Origin of the sequence: Morganella sp. BCCO 40_0007 (genome assembly GCF_032989665.1) — a bacterium.
Taxonomy (GTDB): Bacteria; Pseudomonadota; Gammaproteobacteria; order Enterobacterales; family Enterobacteriaceae; genus Morganella; species Morganella sibonii.
The window spans coordinates 84,568-101,755 of sequence record NZ_JAVBIN010000008.1; the positions used below are offsets into that span (position 1 = coordinate 84,568).

Below are 17,188 nucleotides of genomic sequence, written 5' to 3' on the forward strand. Positions count from 1 at the left end.
GATTCTGTTCGGTTTTTCCTGATTTTACTCCGCTTTGCGCTGTACTGCCATGCCGGATGTGACACAGGACAATATCGGTATGTAAAGATGCGAAAAAACGTCTGATCGGACTTGTTCAGCTTACAGGTGTAAGCTAAAGTAACGCTAAAATCCCGTACTACTTAAAATGACAGAGGTATTGAATGAAGCGTGCAGTAATCACTGGTCTGGGGATTATCTCAAGTATCGGTAATAACCGGGAGGAAGTACTGGCTTCTTTGAGAGAAGGTCGTTCCGGGATCACATTCTCAGAAGAATTTAAAGAGATCGGGATGCGCAGCCAGGTTTGGGGTAATGTCAAACTGGATACTGCGGGTCTTATTGATCGTAAAACTGTCCGTTTCATGAGTGATGCATCTATCTATGCATATCTTTCCATGGAGCAGGCTATCGCAGACTCCGGTCTGACAGAAGAGCAGGTATCTCACTACCGTACCGGTGTGGTTGCCGGTTCCGGCGGCGGCTCCCCGCGCACCCAGGCTATCGCGGCTGACGGCATGCGTGCCAAAGGTCTGCGTGGTGTCGGTCCTTATCTGGTACCGCGTGCAATGGCATCCGGTGTGTCCGCAAACCTGGCAACACCATTTAAAATCAAAGGCGTGAACTACTCTATCAGTTCTGCCTGCTCCACGTCCGCACACTGTATCGGCCACGCGGTGGAACTGATCCAGCTGGGTAAACAGGATGTGGTGTTTGCCGGCGGCGGTGAAGAACTGTGCTGGGAAATGAGCTGCGAATTTGACGCGATGGGCGCACTGTCCACCAAATATAACGAAACACCGGACAAAGCATCCCGTACTTATGATCAGGGCCGTGACGGCTTCGTGATCGCAGGCGGCGGCGGTATGGTCGTGGTGGAAGAGCTGGAGCACGCGCTGGCACGCGGCGCACATATCTACGCGGAAGTGGTCGGCTACGGCGCGACCTCTGACGGCGCGGACATGGTTGCCCCGTCCGGTGAAGGTGCGGCTCGCTGCATGCAGATGGCAATGCACGGCCTGGATACACCGGTTGATTACATCAACACCCACGGTACATCCACACCGGTTGGTGATACCAAAGAGCTGGAAGCGATCCGCGAAGTGTTCGGTGATCACACGCCGGCACTGTCAGCAACCAAAGCGATGACCGGTCACTCACTGGGTGCGGCAGGTGTTCACGAGGCTATCTACAGCCTGCTGATGCTGGAGCACGGCTTTATCGCGCCGAGCATCAACGTGGAAGAGCTCGACGAGAAAGCGGAAGGTATGGCGATTATCACTGAACCGACCGAACGTGAACTGACCACAGTGATGTCCAACAGCTTCGGTTTCGGCGGTACTAACGCCACACTGGTAATGCGCAAATATCAGAACTGATTTTATTCTGATTATCAAATAAATGCCCCGGTTTAATCACCGGGGCATTTTCTTTTGCGGTAAAGTCTGTCAGGGTATAACAGTGCTGTTTATCCTTTTACTGTCACAGGGGTAATAAATGAAAAAACTGACTATCGCAGAGATGACCGAGCCGCAAAAAATCCGTGTCCGTACCCGGCTGGCTCAGGAACAAAAGAAACTGGGGCGTCCGCTGACCAATGCGGAGCAGAATAAAGTCAAAGATCAGATTATCACTGAGATTTCCAAAGAAGTTGATGCCGCTGCCGCTAAAGTCAGAGCACAGAAAAAAAAGGATAAAATCAAACCCGGCAGTGGAACAGAAACATATAGCTGGTCAGCGAAAACGCATACGCGGGGATTACGCTGAGCCTTTCTGATAATTTTCATCTGTTTTAATTACAATAACCGCCACCCGGCGGTTTTTATATCCCGCCTTGTTGTCTTATTTTATAAGATACAGACCTGATTAATTTTAGTTTTAATAAACAACATATTCCTGAATTACAGTGAAAAACACGGCCGGGAGCCGATTTGTATTCACTGCGCATTTTTATAAAAGGAATATGTTATGACGAATCGATACGAAGACACCACACCGTTTGAGCGTGATGTGATGACCTCCATGGGGTATCACTGGAAAGGAGAGGGCTGGCAAAAAGCATCAGACAATGGTGAGACTATGGTTGTTACCGGATGGACCGGGGATATCCCGGCAGACAGCGGCAGGATAACTCATATCTGGGATCAGAATATTGCGGATATGAACACATCCCCGAATCCTGTATGGGATGATGCCGATGATGGCTGGATGCATCCGGTGGATGAAGAAATCAGAAAGGAACGCCGTGAAGGGTCGGCAAGGAAATTAGAATACTTAACACAACTTGAAAAAAATATAAATAAAGATATCAGTGAAATAATAAGAAAGATAACTGAGATAAATGAAAAAATAAAGAACGTAAGTGATGTTTTAGAAAATGCCACACTAAAACTCATTATGAAAAAATTCCAGTTACAAAAAGAGAAAATAATTAATTTACTGAATGAAGCAAGAAAAAGAAAATCTGATGCAGAAAGAAAAAGATTAAGTGATGAGGCATGGTTTTATAACAGTGAGCTTAACAGGCGTATGCAGGATAAAACCCGTGGTGAGATAAAAACGGAATGGGAAAAAGGAAAAAGTATAACAAAAGAAATTGTTTTACAGGATGAGAGGATAAAAGCAGCAGAAAATGACGTAATAAAAGAAGAAGATGAATTTAGTCAGGTTAAAACAGCCGTAAAATTTACAGCAGATTTTTATAAAGAAGTATCCGGTGTATACGGCGATAAGGCTGAACAATTAGCGGGCGCTCTGGCTGAGCAGGCAAAAGGGAAGAAAATTCGTAATATTGATGATGCATTGAAAGCTTATGAAAAATATAGAAATAATTTTAATAAAAAAATCAATTATGAAGATCGCAGGGCTATTGTCGCGGCGTTAGAGTCAGTTAAGTCAGCAGAAATCGCAAAAAATTTTACGAAATTCAGCAAGGGTAGGGGGTTCTGAGTCATGCGATCAATGCATTTGATTGGGTCGGTGAATTGATTAAATCTGTAAAAACAGATAATTGGCGGCCATTTTTTGTTAAAACTGAAGTCATCGTAGCTGGGAATGCTGCGACAGTCGTAGTTGCATTTATCTTCAGCGTATTGCTGGGAAATCCCGTCGGCCTTATAGGCTATGGCTTGATAATGGCCGGCACCGGAGTATTGATTGATGATGAACTGGCTGAAAAGGCTAATCTGTTTTGGGGAATTTAATTTATAAAAACAGAGGCTGCCTATTTCTGTGGTAGCCTTTTTATAAGAATAGTAATAATAAAAATTATTATTATAGGTAATGATAATAAAAATACAGAACAACCATAAATGGCTAATAAACCGGTTCTTCCGGGTGTATCAATGAAAAAACCACTTTTCCAGAACTGTGGTGTCGTGAATTTAAGGAAAAAGTATTCAGTTATCCATTTTGCAACAGGATAAAAAAGAAATCCAAATATGGATAAGAGCAAAAAGACCAGTCTGTATTTAAAATTATCATTCCAGCAATAGTAAAAGAAAATAGAAGTATAAAACCATCCCCAGCACATATTTTGAATATAATATTTTTTAGTCACTGTATGGTATCCCGTAGATTGGTGTGCCATTGGCAGGACTTTAACATAGTCATATATGATAATAAGAATCAATACCGATGCTGTTTTGTCACTTTGTGACAGAGGTGAAAAATTACAAAGATACCCAAAAATAGCAGAATACAGATAAGGCATTGATAAATTTATTAAAACAGGGATAACAACAAAAGAAAGTTATATGATTCACCAATGAATTAATACTTTTCATTTTTGTTGGTTATCCCTGAATGCCGGGCCCTGATTTTGTTTTTATCTATTCCCCGGCCTCACACCGCTGCGGCTGCGGTTTCCTGCTTTTGCGGCGGATAATCTGTGTCAGCGGTGTGCGCAGACGCTGCGCCATAATGACCCCGATCAGTACCACACCGCCGCCGATAATATGGTAGCTGTGCAGCTCTTCTTTCAGGAAGACAGCGGCGATAATGGCGGTCAGTACCGGCGCCAGGTTCATAAAGACAGACGCGGCGTTCGCACCCAGACGGGTTACGCCCAGTATCCACAGCAGCGGTGCAAAGATAGAAGCCGCAATCCCCGCATACAGTACCAGCCCGATATTATCGCGGTTCAGTGCCACATCACCGGCGCTGAGGAAAACCGGGATCAGCAGCAGCACGCCAAAGACAATCTGCATATACAGGGAGTGAATGCTTGAAAGCGGGATCGCCCAGCGTTTGGTCAGTACGCCGTAGAAAGCATAAGCCAGACCGGCGATAAACATCAGCATTTCACCCTGTCCCAGCCCCTGATGCAGTAAATCTGCCGGATGTCCCTTACTGATAAGCCAGGTCAGGCCGCTCAGGGAGAGGATTGTCCCCAGCACAATACCGATGGTCGGCGCGATCCGCAGTACCGGAATACTTAACACCACAGTCAGCAGCGGGATCAGCGAGGTGATTATTCCCATAAAGGTCGCGCTGACGGTATACGCCGCGTAATACGCCAGACTCTGATACAGCCCCATGCCGAGAAAACCGAGGACAAACAGTTTCCACGCATGTTGTTTGATCACCGCGCGCTGCTGCCAGACCGGTATGATCAGGAACGGCGTCATCACGGCGAGTGCCAGTGCCCAGCGGTAAAAGGAAATCGCGCCGGGGGCGATGGCACCGGCGGCCAGTTTATTCACCACGGCATTCACAGACCAGATTAATACAGCCCCGAGGGGTAAAAGCAGGTTTTTCATTCTTAAACTCATTTTCATTATCAGGCAGGTGATGTAGTGTAGTCTGTCTTAATTATTCTATATAACGATATCCCGCCAATTTATAGAGAGGATCTGACAAGATGGCCCGTAAGTCAGATATTTCATCACTGGGCGTGAAAGATCCGGTGACATTAATCTGCCGTCACGAACAGTTTTATTCGGAAACGGAGTTTGCCCTTCATCATCATCCCTTTGGCCAGCTGTTGTATGTCGCCAGTGGTGTGATGGAAATGACCGTTGAGGGGCAGCGTTATCTGGCCCCGGCCGGGTTTTGTATCTGGATCCCGCCGGGAACGGAACATGCCAGTTATAACAAAGCCTGCGCATCTTTCAAAATTATTGATATTTCGCCGCAGTGGGCACCGCAGTTGCCGCAGATGGCATGTGTGATAGAACTGACACCGATCTTCAGCGCCGTGATGCAGGATTTGTTCAGCCGTGAAGTCCGTGAGCCGGAAACAGAGGCAGACAGGCGGCTGTCATTGGTGCTGACTGATCAGCTTATGTTGTCGCGCTGCCAGCCGACTTATCTGCCGGTCACGGATGATAAACTGCTGGCGCCGGTACTCAGTGCACTTGAGAGTGATCCGTCTGATAATACCTCGCTGGCGGAGTGGGCGGTGCGGCGTTTTACCTCAGAGCGGACATTGTCACGACGCTGTCAGCAGAAACTGGGAATGTCATTCAGCGAATGGCGTCAGCGCCTGCGTTTTCTGCGGGCGGTGGCGTTATTACAGGAAGGCCGCAGCGTGCAGAATGTCGCACTGGATGTGGGTTACAGCTCATCCTCTGCCTTTATTGCGATGTTCTCTCAACTGGCGGGGGTGACACCGGAACGTTTCCGTCATCAGCCTTAATTGCTTTCTTTAGCAACAATCGGTGTTCCGGGCGTAGGTTTTATCCCGCAGAAGTGGCAAAATAGCGGCCATCCGTTTCAATTCCGGTTGTGCCGCCGTACCGACAGGTCTCCGCCGGCCGCCGGCAGATATGAAGGTGAAGCCCGTGAAAATCGTTGTAGATGAGAATATGCCTTACGCCGAAACCCTGTTTTCCCGTCTCGGGGACGTGGTGGCGGTGCCGGGACGTCCGTTACCGGACGGGGTGCTGGATGATGCTGACGCGCTGATGGTGCGTTCTGTCACAAAAGTGAATGCGCAACTGCTGGAAAATACCCCGGTGAAATTCACCGGTACTGCAACCGCCGGTTTTGACCATGTGGATAAAGCCTGGCTGGCAGAGCAGGGGATCGGTTTTTCATCCGCACCGGGCTGCAACGCGATTGCGGTGGTGGAATATGTCTTTTCCGCCCTGATGCTGCTGGCGGAGCGTGACAGCTTTCAGCTGACGGATAAAACTGTCGGGATTATCGGTGCCGGGAATGTCGGCGGCCGTCTGGCGAAGCGTCTGGAAGCGCTGGGTGTCAATATTCTTATCTGTGACCCGCCGCGTGCGGATAACGGTGATGCCGGTGAATTTTATGATATCGATACGCTGGTGGCACAGGCTGATATCCTGACATTCCATACCCCGCTGAATAAATCCGGGCCGTACACCACACTGCATCTGATGGATGAAATCCGTCTCAATGCAATGAAAGACAACGGTATTCTGATTAACGCCAGCCGTGGTGCGGTGGTGGATAATCAGGCGCTGTTGTCGGTTCTGGCAGGCGGCAAGCCGCTGAGTGTGGTGCTGGATGTGTGGGAGCCGGAGCCGGATCTGTCGCCGGAACTGCTCTCGCTGGCAGATATCGGCACGCCGCATATTGCCGGTTATACCCTTGAAGGCAAGGCGCGCGGTACCACGCAGGTGTTTGAGGCGTTTGCGGATTTCACCGGGCGGCCGCAGCAGGTTGCGCTGGCGGAACTGTTACCGGCACCGGAATTCGGTTGTATTACGCTGTCAGGTAAAGTAACGCAAAGTATTCTCAAACGTTTAATGCATCTGGTTTATGATGTCCGTCGTGATGATGCGGCGTTACGTGCAGTCGCCGGGGTGCCGGGTGAGTTTGACAAACTGCGTAAGTTTTATCCTGATCGCCGAGAGTGGTCATCACTGACTGTTATTTGTGATGATGCGCAGAGTGCGGCACTGTTGTCTGATTTGGGTTTCACGGCAGAGTACCGCGCATAACATTATTTATTCATTATTTTTCATCATTTTTTCTGACTGTGCCGCACTGATGCGGTGCAGTTTTTGTTCCGGAGATAACTATGTCAGAAGGCTGGAATATTGCCGTATTGGGTGCGACCGGTGCAGTCGGCCGCGCGGTGGTGTCATTACTGGAAGAGCGTGAATTTCCGGTGGGAGAGTTACATTTACTGGCCGGAGAGCGCAGCGCGGGAGAATCGGTGCGCATGAGCGGCAAAAGCTATCTGGTCACTGACGCCCGTGATTTTGACTGGTCGCAGGTTCAGCTGGCCTTTTTCATGGCCGGTGCAGAAGCCACGGAGGCTTATTATGAAGCCGCCACGGACAGCGGTTGTATTGTGATTGACAGCAGCGGTCTGTTTGCGCTGGAGCCGGATGTGCCGCTGGTGGTGCCGTCGGTGAACCCGCAGGCACTGAGCGAATACCGCAACCGTAACCTGATTGCGCTGGCAGACAGCACCGTCAGTCAGTTACTGACCGCTATCCGTCCGCTGGTGGAAAGCGCCGGGTTATCGCGTATTAATCTGACCAACCTGTTTTCCGTATCCCGTTTCGGGAAAAGTGCGGTGGAAGAACTGGCCGGTGAGTGTGCCAAACTCCTCAACGGCATCCCGCCGGAAGCCGGTCGTTTCAGCAAACAGCTGGCATTTAACCTGCTGCCGCTGCTGACCGATGAGCAGGGCAGTGTGTCAGAAGAGCGCCGTATCGCGGAAGAAACCCGCAAAGTGTTACAGGATGCCGGTCTGCCGATCAGCGTAAGCTGTGTACAGTCCCCGGTGTTCTACGGCAACGCGCAGATTGTGCAGCTGGAAACACTGCGCCCGCTCGGCAGTGAGGAAGCGCGCGATGAACTGGAGCGTGCAGAGGATATTCAGCTTTCTGAAGAGCAGGAATTCCCGACTCAGGTCACGGATGCGTCCGGTAACCATCTGCTGAATATTGGTTGTCTGCGAAATGATTACGGCATCCCGGAAATCCTGCATTTCTGGTCGGTGGCCGATAACGTGCAGTTCGGCGGCGCACTGATGGCGGTCGAAATTGCCGAGCGTCTGACGCAGGAGCAGTTTTACTGATGTCAGAGGTGATTTTACCGGCGGATGAGGGTAAAACCACGGTCGCGCTGGGTATTGAATATGACGGCAGCCGCTATTACGGCTGGCAGCGTCAGTCAGAAGTTGCGAGTGTGCAGGGCTGCCTGGAAAAAGCGCTGTCAAAAGTGGCCGCAGAGCCGGTATCGGTTTTCTGTGCGGGCCGGACAGATGCCGGGGTTCATGCTACCGGCCAGGTGGTGCATTTCCACACCGCAGCTGTCCGCAAAGATGCGGCCTGGACGATGGGGGTGAATACTCATCTGCCGTCTGATATCGCGGTGCGCTGGGTCAAAACGGTGCCGGAAAGTTTTCATGCCCGGTTCAGTGCCACGGCGCGGCGTTACCGGTATGTGATTTTTAATCACCGTTTTCGTCCGGCTGTTTTAAGTAAAGGCGTAACCCACTTTCATTATCCGCTGGATGAAAAGCGGATGCATGAAGCGGCACAGAGCCTGCTCGGGGAGAATGACTTTTCTTCTTTCCGTGCGTCGCAGTGCCAGTCCAGAAGTCCGTGGCGTAATGTGATGCATGTGAATGTCACCCGTCAGGGACAGTATGTGATTGTGGATATCAAAGCGAACGCGTTTGTGCATCATATGGTGCGCAATATTACCGGTGCTCTGCTGGAAGTCGGCTGCGGCAATCTGCCGGTCAGCCGGATGGCGGAACTGCTGGCACTGAAAGATCGCACTCAGGCACCGGCAACAGCACCGGCGGAAGGGTTGTATCTGGTTTCGGTGGATTATCCGGAAGAATTTGCCCTGCCGTCACCGGCGATGGGGCCGCTTTTCCTGGCAGATTAATTTATTGGCCGGATAAGCAGAAGACTGCGTCCGGCGGGGTGAAATATGGAATATATTCAATATCTTATCGATTTTATTCTGCACATTGATGTGCATATGAAGGACATGGTGGCAGATTACGGAATCTGGGTTTATGCGATTTTATTCCTGATCCTGTTCTGTGAAACCGGGCTTGTGGTTACGCCGTTCCTGCCGGGAGATTCCCTGCTGTTTGTGGCGGGGACACTGGCGGCACTGCCGTCTAACGACCTGAATATTCATATCATGGTACTGCTGATGATTACGGCGGCGATTATCGGTGACGCAGTTAACTATACGATCGGACACTTTTTCGGGGAGCGGCTTTTCCGCAATCCGGACTCAAAAATCTTCCGACAGAGTCACCTGCGCAAGACCCATGCGTTCTTTGAAACCCATGGTGGTAAAGCGATTATTCTGGCGCGATTTGTTCCGATCGTGCGGACATTTGCTCCGTTTGTTGCCGGTATGAGTAAGATGTCTTACCGCCATTTTGCGATGTTTAACGTTATCGGTGCGATTGTATGGGTGGTATTATTTGCCTATGCAGGGTATATCTTCGGGGAAACGAAGATTGTGCAGGAAAACTTGAAATTACTTATCGTGGCGATTATTTTCATCTCCATATTGCCCGGTATTATCGAGGTATGGCGTCACCGCCGTGCGGCGAAAAAAGCACAGAAACGTGATGACGCCTGAGTGGTTTGAGCAGTTTTTTATCCACAGTGCATAAGCAATGTGGTTTAATGGCAGATAATAATTACACTGGCTGAGCCAGATTTCAGACGGAAAGGTCATTAATGAGCTGGATTGAAAAAATTCTGAATAAGACCCCAATGAACCAGACACGCAAGGCGAGCATTCCTGAAGGTGTCTGGACGAAGTGTGACAGTTGTGGTCAGGTACTGTACCGCCAGGAGGTGGAACGTAATCTTGAGGTGTGTCCGAAGTGTGACCATCACATGCGGATCCCTGCACGTGCGCGCCTGATGGCGTTTCTGGATGAAGGCAGCACCACGGAACTGGGTACTGATCTGGAACCGAAAGACGTCCTGAAATTCCGTGATTCCAAAAAATACAAAGACCGTCTGGTCTCCGCACAGAAAACGACCGGGGAAAAAGAAGCCCTGATTGCGATGAAAGGCACACTGAAAACCATGCCGGTTGTTGCGGCAGCGTTTGAATTTGCCTTTATCGGCGGTTCAATGTCCTCGGTTGTCGGCGCACGGTTTGTCCGCGCGGCGGAACAGGCGCTGGAAGATAACTGCCCGCTGATCTGCTTCTCCGCAAGCGGCGGCGCACGTATGCAGGAAGCGCTGATGTCGCTGATGCAGATGGCCAAAACCAGTGCGGCACTGGCCAAAATGCAGGAGCGCGGTCTGCCGTATATCTCTGTGCTGACTGACCCGACCATGGGCGGCGTTTCCGCAAGTCTGGCAATGCTGGGGGATATCAATATCGCCGAGCCGAAAGCCCTGATCGGTTTTGCCGGTCCGCGCGTTATCGAACAGACTGTCCGTGAAAAATTACCGCCGGGATTCCAGCGCAGTGAGTTCCTGATAGAAAAAGGGGCGATCGATATGATTGTCCGCCGTCCGGAAATGCGTGATACCGTCGCGGAAATTCTGTCAAAACTGACTAACTATAAGTTCCCGCAGGAAGATGAAATCATTGAAATCCTGACTGCGGATGAACCTGATACCGACTTATCTTCCGAAACAGAGACTGATGTCAAAAAACACGATGTCTGATAAGCGAGAAAGACCAACAGCCGCGTCATCAATGATGACGTGGCTTTCTTATCTGGGTGATCTGCATACGCAGGTTATTGATATGGGACTGGAACGTGTCGGTGCGGTGGCGGATATCATGAATCTGCGCTATCCCGCCCCGAAAGTCATTACGGTCTCAGGGACTAACGGTAAAGGCACCACCTGCCACACACTCGAATCCATCCTGCTGGCAGCGGGGTTGCGGGTGGGTGTGTACAGTTCCCCGCATCTGGTGAATTACACCGAACGGGTGCGGATTCAGGGACAAAACCCGCCGGAAGCTGATTTCTGCCGTGTCTTTGCGGATATTGACACGCAGCGCGGTGATATCACGCTCACCTATTTTGAAGCGGGTACACTGGCGGCATTGCAGTTGTTCCGCGAAGCCAATCTTGATGTGGTGATTCTGGAAGTCGGCCTCGGCGGGCGTCTGGATGCCACCAATATTGTCGATTCTCATATTACAGCGATCACCAGTATCGCACTGGATCACACCGACTGGCTCGGCGCTGACCGCGAGCATATCGCCCGCGAAAAAGCCGGGATTTTCCGCCCGCACTGCGTGGCGGTAATCGGTGAACCGGATGCGCCTTATACCATTGCTGACGTGGCAAACAAGCTGGAAACCTCACTGTTCTGCCGTGCTGATGACTGGTCTTATACCGAGCAGGGTGACCACTGGACGTGGCAGTGTGAGGATGAAACCCTCGAAAATCTGCCGCTGCCGAATGTGCCGCTGGCGAACGCCGCGACGGCGCTTGCGGTGATCCACAATCTGCGTCAGGTGAAAGACAAAACCGGCCGCGCCATCACCCGTGAGGCGATTGATACCGGACTGCGTCAGGCACAACTGCCGGGCCGCTTCCAGATTGTCTCACAAAAACCGCTGACGGTGCTGGATGTGGCGCATAACCCGCATGCCGCCGGTTATCTGGTGTCAAAACTGGCACAGTTGCCGCGCACTGCGCAGAGCCGCGTCCGTGCGGTGATCGGTATGCTGGGCGATAAAGATATCAAAGGCACCCTGGCGGTGCTGAGTGAGCAGGTGAAGGACTGGTATGTCGCGCCGCTGACAGAACTGCGCGGTGCGCCGGCAGAGCAGCTGGCAGAGCACCTGACTGACCCGCAGCAGTTTGCGGATGTGGAAAGCGCATGGGAACAGGCGCGCCGTGATGCTTCCCCGGACGATATTGTGGTGGTGTGCGGATCATTCCACACAGTGGCGCATGTCATGGACGTTTTAGCGAAGGAAGGTGCGGGTGGCCAGTAAATTTCAGAATCGCTTAGTCGGAACTATTATCCTGGTGGCGGTGGGTGTGATTGTCCTGCCGGTGCTGCTGGACGGCGATAAGAAATATAACGAAGACCAGTTCGCAGCCATCCCGCTTATCCCGAAAGAGGGTGAGCAGGATGAGATTGATGCAGTAAATCCGATCAATCAGACTATGCCGACCATGCCCTCAGAAGGGGCATCCAGTGCCATGATTACCGAAGCGGCACAAACCGGGACACAAGTCCCGGCAGAAGAATTGCCGGGCGGCAGTACCACCTCCAACGTACCGCCGGGAGCCGATCCGCTGCCGCCGGTTGTGGTGCCGGACAAACAGCCGCCGAAACCGGAACCTAAGCCCGAACCAAAACCTGAGCCGAAACCGGAACCAAAACCCGAGCCGAAGCCGGAACCAAAACCGGAAAAAGCCCCTCAGGGACAGGCTTATGTTGTGCAGCTGGGGGCATTGTCTAATGCCCGCAAGGTTGAGGAGATTGTGGCCACGCTGCGGTTATCCGGCTATCAGGTTTACACGGTGCCGCGCGGCAAACTGACGCTGATTATGGTCGGGCCGTCAGCCTCGCAGGCAGAGCTGAAGTCCTCGCTGGGGGAACTGAGGCAGCTGACAGGGCTGGATGGCAGGGTGCAGGCTTATAAACCGTAGCGAATTTAAGGTATTAGCAGTATCCGTTAATAAAATCAGTTAACTCTTTGCGGCGATTATAATTTTTTATTTCGCCGCAATTTATTTTCGGACAGAGCAAAAATCCGTTACGCAAACGTTTTCGTTTTCTGTTAGAATGCGCCCGTCACTGATGCCGGGGCATCAATTTGGATAGTGATATGGTTTGGATTGATTACGCAATTATTGCAATTATTGCTTTCTCGGCATTAGTCAGCCTGGTTCGTGGTTTCGTTCGTGAAGCCTTATCGTTAGTGACCTGGGTCTGTGCGTTTTATGTGGCCAGTGAGTTTTTCCCGCTGCTGGCGGACTATTTTACGCGCTTCGATGACCCGCTGGTCCGCAACGGAATCTCTATCGCGATTTTATTTGTTGCGACACTGATTGTCGGCTCGGTGATTAACCATGTTATCGGTTCACTGGTTCAGCGGACAGGCTTATCAGGCACAGATCGTGTTCTCGGGGTTTGTTTTGGTGCTCTGCGCGGGGTGCTGATCGTGGCGGCGATTTTGTTCTTCCTCGACAGCTTCACGCAGATGAGTCAGAGCAGCGACTGGCAGCAGTCACAACTCATTCCCCAATTCAGTCATGTTATCAGGTGGTTCTTTGACTACCTCCAGAATGCGTCAAGTTTCCTGCCGGAGAATTTTCCTTCTCCGCCCGGCTGATGAGGAAAAAACTACATGTGTGGTATTGTTGGTATCGTTGGTTTTACGCAAGTCAATCAATCAATTTATGACGCGCTCACGGTGTTACAGCACCGGGGCCAGGATGCAGCCGGTATCGCAACCATTGACAGTAACAATGGTTTCCGGCTCCGTAAAGCCAACGGACTGGTGAAAGATGTTTTCGAAACCCGACATATGCTGCGTTTGCAGGGGACACTCGGGATAGGCCATGTCCGTTACCCGACTGCAGGCAGCTCCAGTGCATCGGAAGCACAGCCTTTTTATGTTAATTCACCTTTCGGTATCACCCTGGCGCATAACGGCAATCTGACCAATGCACACACGCTGAAGCAGCAGCTGTTTGAAACGGCCCGCCGTCATGTCAATACCACCTCCGATTCTGAAATCCTGCTCAACGTGCTGGCGTATGAGCTGGATCGCTTCGATGCTCACCCGCTGGAGCCGGATAATATTTTTGCCGCCGTCAGCGCCATGCACAGCAAAATCCGCGGCGCGTATGCCTGTGTGGCACTGATTATCGGTCACGGTCTGCTGGCGTTCCGTGACCCGAACGGTATCCGTCCGCTGGTACTTGGTAAACGCGCCCTGAATGACGGACGCGAAGAGTATATGGTGGCCTCTGAAAGTGTCGCACTGGACACCCTCGGTTTTGAATATCTGCGCGATGTGGCACCGGGTGAAGCGGTGTATATCACCGAAACCGGGCAGCTCTATACCCGTCAGTGTGCGGCAAATCCGTCACTGACGCCGTGCCTGTTTGAATTTGTCTATTTCGCCCGTCCGGATTCTGTTATCGATAAAGTTTCTGTTTATAACGCCCGACTGCGTATGGGGCAGAAGCTGGGGGCCAAAATTGCCCGTGAGTGGGAAGACCTGGATATCGATGTGGTGATCCCGATTCCGGAAACCTCAATGGACAGCGCGCTGGAAATCGCCCATATGCTGAATAAACCGTACCGCCAGGGGTTTGTGAAAAACCGCTATGTGGGACGTACTTTTATCATGCCGGGTCAGCAGGAGCGGAAAAAATCTGTCCGCCGCAAGCTCAACGCCAACCGCACTGAATTTAAAGGGAAAAACGTGCTGCTGGTGGATGACTCCATCGTGCGCGGCACCACCTCAGAACAGATTGTGGAACTGGCACGTGAAGCCGGCGCGAAGAAGGTCTATTTTGCCTCTGCGGCACCGGAAGTGCGTTTCCCGAATGTCTACGGTATCGACATGCCGAATGCCAACGAGTTAATTGCGCACGGCCGTGAATCCGATGAAATCTGCCGTCTGATTGGCGCGGACGCGCTGATTTTCCAGGATCTGAGTGACCTTATTGATGCCGTGCGTGAAGAGAACCCGGATATCCGTGGTCTTGAGGCATCTGTATTTGATGGTATCTATGTCACCAAAGATATCGACCAGGATTATCTCGATTATGTGGAAAACCTGCGCAGAGATGATGAATTAAAGTTGCGGGATCATAACGAAATTGAGAACCTTGAGATATATAATGAAGGTTAATCTCTTTTTTGTCGGGTGATGTTATGAAAAAACTGATTGTGGGGCTGACCGGCGCAAGTGGTGCAGTTTATGGTGTGCGTCTGCTGGAGGTCCTGCAAACGGTGCCGGAGGTGGAAACCCACCTGATTGTCAGTCAGGCGGCACGGCAGACACTGGCGCTGGAAACGGCGTACAGTCTGCGTGACGTGCAGGCTCTGGCGGATGTGGTGCATGATGAGCGCGATATCGCTGCGAGTATCTCTTCCGGCTCTGTCAGAACACTGGGGATGGTTATTCTGCCGTGTTCGGTGAAAACGCTGTCGGGGATTGTGCACAGCTACACGGACACTCTGGTGACCCGTGCGGCGGATGTGGTTCTCAAGGAAGGGCGTAAGCTGGTGCTGGGAGTACGTGAAACACCGCTGCATCTCGGACATCTGCGGCTGATGACACAGGCGGCGGAAATCGGAGCGATCATTATGCCGCCGATGCCTGCATTTTATCATCAGCCGGAAACCGTGCAGGATATTATCGACCAGACGGTCAACCGCGTGCTTGATCAGTTTGATATTGAATTACCGGAAGATTTATTTGCCCGCTGGAGCGGGGCGAAAAATCCCCGTTCCGCACAGCCGTAACCTGCAATCCCGGCCGTTTTATCACCGGCCGGGAACTGCATTAATAGTCCGCCGGGCTATCCAGTAAATCCCGCAGAGCGTCTTCCAGATTAATAAACTGACAGCCGAATCCGGCGTCCTCCAGCCGTTTCGGCAGTGCATTTTGTCCGCCCAGTACCAGTACCGCTGCTTCTCCCATCAGTGCTTTAACCACAAACGACGGAACCCGCAGCAGATGCGGGCGGTGCAGGATCTGCGCCAGTACGGCCGCAAACTGTTCATTATGGGACGGATAGGGGGCAGTCATATTGAACGGGCCGTTCTGTGCCGGGTCATCGAGCAAAAACAGAATGGCGCTGACCATATCACGGATATGTATCCACGGCATATACTGACGGCCGTTGCCGGCAGGGCCGCCTAGACCGGCGCGGTATACCGGCAGCAGTTTCGCCAGCGCCCCGCCTTCCGGTGACAGCACAATTCCGGTGCGCAGCAGACAGACCCGGGTTTTCTCACTCTGTGCTTTCATCGCCAGAGCTTCCCAGCGGTCGCATAAGGTGTGGGTGAATTCCGGATGCGGCTCGTCGTCCTCCGTTACCACCGCCTGTCCCTGATCACCATACCAGCCTACGGCAGAGCCGGAGAGAAACACCGCAGGTGGTGTCTCACTGGCATTGATCAGTTCACTGAGCCGTTCGGTTATCTGCCAGCGGCTTTCACATAACCGCTTTTTCTGCTCTTCACTCCAGCGTTTATCTGCGATAGGCTCACCGGCAAGATTAATGACCGCATCAATATCATTAAGATGTGTTATTTCATTGAGCGAGCTGAGATTTTCTGCTGCCGAGCAAAAACGGGAATAGACTTTCTGCGGTGAGCGGCTCAGAACCACCACCTGATATTTCCGGGCAATCAGTGCCTGTACCAGCGGGGTGCCGATAAGCCCGGTACCGCCTGTGACCAGAATACGCATAGTTGCTCCTTCTGCCGGTAGGTTTCACTGACTATAGCAGTTTTTGCGGCCGGAGGATGTGATCGTCAAGAAAGAAAAACAATCATAGAACCGCTATCAATTCTTGATATACTGCTTTAACGACCATAATGGCACACTATCATTATTAGTTTGATATATAAAAGAGTATAAAACAGGGCCCGCGGATTGCCGGCGTGTGTCACTGAAAAAACAGAAACAGCATCCGTAATGCTGATAAAAAAGAAAAGGTTAGAGGATGGAACAAGAAAGCGCTATCGAGTGGGTGGACGTGGTCGATGAGAATAATGACGTCATCGGTCAGGCGACCCGCGAGCAGATGCGGGCGGAAAACCTGCGTCACCGGGCTACCTACATTGTTGTGCATGACGGCATGGGAAAAATTCTTGTTCAGCGCCGGACTGAGCACAAAGATTTCTGCCCGGGTCTGCTGGATGCCACAGCAGGTGGTGTGGTACAGCAGGGCGAGCTGATGCTTGATTCTGCCCGGCGCGAAGCGGAGGAAGAACTCGGGATTGCTGGTGTACCGTTTGCCGAGCACGGCCTGTTTTATTATGAAGAGCCCATCTGCCGTGTCTGGGGCGGGTTATTCAGCTGTGTGACACACGGTCCGTTCGCGCTTCAGGAAAGTGAAGTATCGGAAGTGACCTGGCTGACACCGGCGGAAATCACGGCCCGCTGTGACGAATTTACCGCAGACTCACTGAAAGCGCTTTCACTCTGGCTGACGCGCAATAATCAGAATTATACCCCGGCAGAGTCACAAAAGGCGGCGGTAATACCTGAAACTGAAATGAGCAGTGACAGCGAATAA

At 51.6% G+C, this 17,188-nt stretch carries 16 protein-coding genes and 1 pseudogene; 15 read left to right on the top strand and 2 right to left on the bottom strand.

The genetic code is table 11. The features are described 5' to 3' along the window. The first annotated feature begins 182 nt into the window (after positions 1-182). From fabB to R5268_RS11250, 3 genes and pseudogenes are all read left to right on the top strand, one after another. Positions 183-1,397 carry a beta-ketoacyl-ACP synthase I gene (gene fabB / locus R5268_RS11240; protein ID WP_107678898.1) on the top strand — a complete coding sequence of 405 codons (1,215 nt, stop codon included), beginning with the start codon at positions 183-185 and terminating at the stop codon, positions 1,395-1,397. A gap of 118 nt (positions 1,398-1,515) precedes the next feature. Continuing rightward, on the top strand, positions 1,516-1,785 hold the full coding sequence (locus R5268_RS11245) for a DUF3811 domain-containing protein (protein ID WP_045138115.1): 270 nt from the start codon (positions 1,516-1,518) through the stop codon (positions 1,783-1,785). 762 nt (positions 1,786-2,547) lie between these two features. Continuing rightward, positions 2,548-3,221: pseudogene (locus R5268_RS11250) on the top strand (colicin-like pore-forming protein). Between the two features lie 627 nt (positions 3,222-3,848). On the opposite strand, the gene R5268_RS11255 reads toward R5268_RS11250, so the two are convergent. After that, positions 3,849-4,778 (bottom strand): DMT family transporter, encoded by a 930-nt coding sequence (locus R5268_RS11255; RefSeq protein WP_317419350.1) that lies wholly within the window; start codon positions 4,776-4,778, stop codon positions 3,849-3,851. Positions 4,779-4,879: 101 nt separating this feature from the next. On the opposite strand from R5268_RS11255, the gene R5268_RS11260 reads away from it, so the two are divergent. The 11 genes from R5268_RS11260 to R5268_RS11310 all read left to right on the top strand — a co-directional run bounded on the left by R5268_RS11260 (position 4,880) and on the right by R5268_RS11310 (position 15,404). Continuing rightward, complete coding sequence (locus tag R5268_RS11260) at positions 4,880-5,656, top strand: AraC family transcriptional regulator (protein ID WP_054426298.1); 777 nt, start codon at positions 4,880-4,882, stop codon at positions 5,654-5,656. Positions 5,657-5,801: 145 nt separating this feature from the next. Beyond that, on the top strand, positions 5,802-6,932 hold the full coding sequence (gene pdxB / locus R5268_RS11265) for a 4-phosphoerythronate dehydrogenase PdxB (protein ID WP_218454224.1): 1,131 nt from the start codon (positions 5,802-5,804) through the stop codon (positions 6,930-6,932). A gap of 80 nt (positions 6,933-7,012) precedes the next feature. Beyond that, positions 7,013-8,023 (top strand): aspartate-semialdehyde dehydrogenase, encoded by a 1,011-nt coding sequence (locus R5268_RS11270; RefSeq protein WP_107678896.1) that lies wholly within the window; start codon positions 7,013-7,015, stop codon positions 8,021-8,023. Continuing rightward, a complete protein-coding gene (gene truA, locus R5268_RS11275; protein WP_112550605.1) occupies positions 8,023-8,844 on the top strand; it encodes a tRNA pseudouridine(38-40) synthase TruA in 822 nt (273 codons plus the stop codon). The genes R5268_RS11270 and truA overlap by 1 nt, the downstream gene beginning before the upstream one ends. 45 nt (positions 8,845-8,889) lie before the next feature. Further along, positions 8,890-9,561 carry a DedA family protein gene (locus R5268_RS11280; protein WP_166708114.1) on the top strand — a complete coding sequence of 224 codons (672 nt, stop codon included), beginning with the start codon at positions 8,890-8,892 and terminating at the stop codon, positions 9,559-9,561. Between the two features lie 101 nt (positions 9,562-9,662). Continuing rightward, positions 9,663-10,613, top strand: a complete 951-nt coding sequence (accD, locus tag R5268_RS11285) for an acetyl-CoA carboxylase, carboxyltransferase subunit beta (protein WP_317419351.1) — start codon at positions 9,663-9,665, stop codon at positions 10,611-10,613. After that, positions 10,606-11,904 (top strand): bifunctional tetrahydrofolate synthase/dihydrofolate synthase, encoded by a 1,299-nt coding sequence (gene folC, locus R5268_RS11290; RefSeq protein WP_317419352.1) that lies wholly within the window; start codon positions 10,606-10,608, stop codon positions 11,902-11,904. Before accD ends, folC begins: the two co-directional genes overlap by 8 nt. Beyond that, positions 11,894-12,568, top strand: coding sequence for a cell division protein DedD (gene dedD / locus R5268_RS11295; RefSeq protein WP_218454222.1), 675 nt, complete (start codon positions 11,894-11,896; stop codon positions 12,566-12,568). The genes folC and dedD overlap by 11 nt, the downstream gene beginning before the upstream one ends. A 179-nt stretch (positions 12,569-12,747) precedes the next feature. After that, positions 12,748-13,254, top strand: a complete 507-nt coding sequence (cvpA, locus tag R5268_RS11300; protein ID WP_317419353.1) for a colicin V production protein — start codon at positions 12,748-12,750, stop codon at positions 13,252-13,254. A 15-nt stretch (positions 13,255-13,269) separates the two neighbouring features. Then, on the top strand, positions 13,270-14,787 hold the full coding sequence (purF, locus tag R5268_RS11305) for an amidophosphoribosyltransferase (RefSeq protein ID WP_046893326.1): 1,518 nt from the start codon (positions 13,270-13,272) through the stop codon (positions 14,785-14,787). Between the two features lie 23 nt (positions 14,788-14,810). Next, positions 14,811-15,404: a UbiX family flavin prenyltransferase gene (locus R5268_RS11310; RefSeq protein ID WP_166708111.1), complete on the top strand. Its 594-nt coding sequence runs from the start codon at positions 14,811-14,813 to the stop codon at positions 15,402-15,404. A 40-nt stretch (positions 15,405-15,444) separates the two neighbouring features. Here the strand turns inward: R5268_RS11310 and R5268_RS11315 are convergent, their stop codons facing one another. Then, positions 15,445-16,356 (bottom strand): TIGR01777 family oxidoreductase, encoded by a 912-nt coding sequence (locus R5268_RS11315; protein ID WP_107678892.1) that lies wholly within the window; start codon positions 16,354-16,356, stop codon positions 15,445-15,447. 256 nt (positions 16,357-16,612) lie between these two features. On the opposite strand from R5268_RS11315, the gene yfcD reads away from it, so the two are divergent. Further along, entirely contained in the window at positions 16,613-17,188 is a 576-nt protein-coding gene (gene yfcD, locus R5268_RS11320) for an NUDIX hydrolase YfcD (RefSeq protein ID WP_182106716.1), read from the top strand.

Coding starts and splice junctions, on each gene's coding strand:
- fabB (WP_107678898.1), top strand. CDS start 183: ATGAAGCGTGCAGTAATCACTGGTCTGGGGATTATCTCAAGTATCGGT.
- R5268_RS11245 (WP_045138115.1), top strand. CDS start 1,516: ATGAAAAAACTGACTATCGCAGAGATGACCGAGCCGCAAAAAATCCGT.
- R5268_RS11255 (WP_317419350.1), bottom strand. CDS start 4,778: ATGAAAAACCTGCTTTTACCCCTCGGGGCTGTATTAATCTGGTCTGTG.
- R5268_RS11260 (WP_054426298.1), top strand. CDS start 4,880: ATGGCCCGTAAGTCAGATATTTCATCACTGGGCGTGAAAGATCCGGTG.
- R5268_RS11270 (WP_107678896.1), top strand. CDS start 7,013: ATGTCAGAAGGCTGGAATATTGCCGTATTGGGTGCGACCGGTGCAGTC.
- truA (WP_112550605.1), top strand. CDS start 8,023: ATGTCAGAGGTGATTTTACCGGCGGATGAGGGTAAAACCACGGTCGCG.
- R5268_RS11280 (WP_166708114.1), top strand. CDS start 8,890: ATGGAATATATTCAATATCTTATCGATTTTATTCTGCACATTGATGTG.
- accD (WP_317419351.1), top strand. CDS start 9,663: ATGAGCTGGATTGAAAAAATTCTGAATAAGACCCCAATGAACCAGACA.
- folC (WP_317419352.1), top strand. CDS start 10,606: ATGTCTGATAAGCGAGAAAGACCAACAGCCGCGTCATCAATGATGACG.
- cvpA (WP_317419353.1), top strand. CDS start 12,748: ATGGTTTGGATTGATTACGCAATTATTGCAATTATTGCTTTCTCGGCA.
- purF (WP_046893326.1), top strand. CDS start 13,270: ATGTGTGGTATTGTTGGTATCGTTGGTTTTACGCAAGTCAATCAATCA.
- R5268_RS11310 (WP_166708111.1), top strand. CDS start 14,811: ATGAAAAAACTGATTGTGGGGCTGACCGGCGCAAGTGGTGCAGTTTAT.
- R5268_RS11315 (WP_107678892.1), bottom strand. CDS start 16,356: ATGCGTATTCTGGTCACAGGCGGTACCGGGCTTATCGGCACCCCGCTG.
- yfcD (WP_182106716.1), top strand. CDS start 16,613: ATGGAACAAGAAAGCGCTATCGAGTGGGTGGACGTGGTCGATGAGAAT.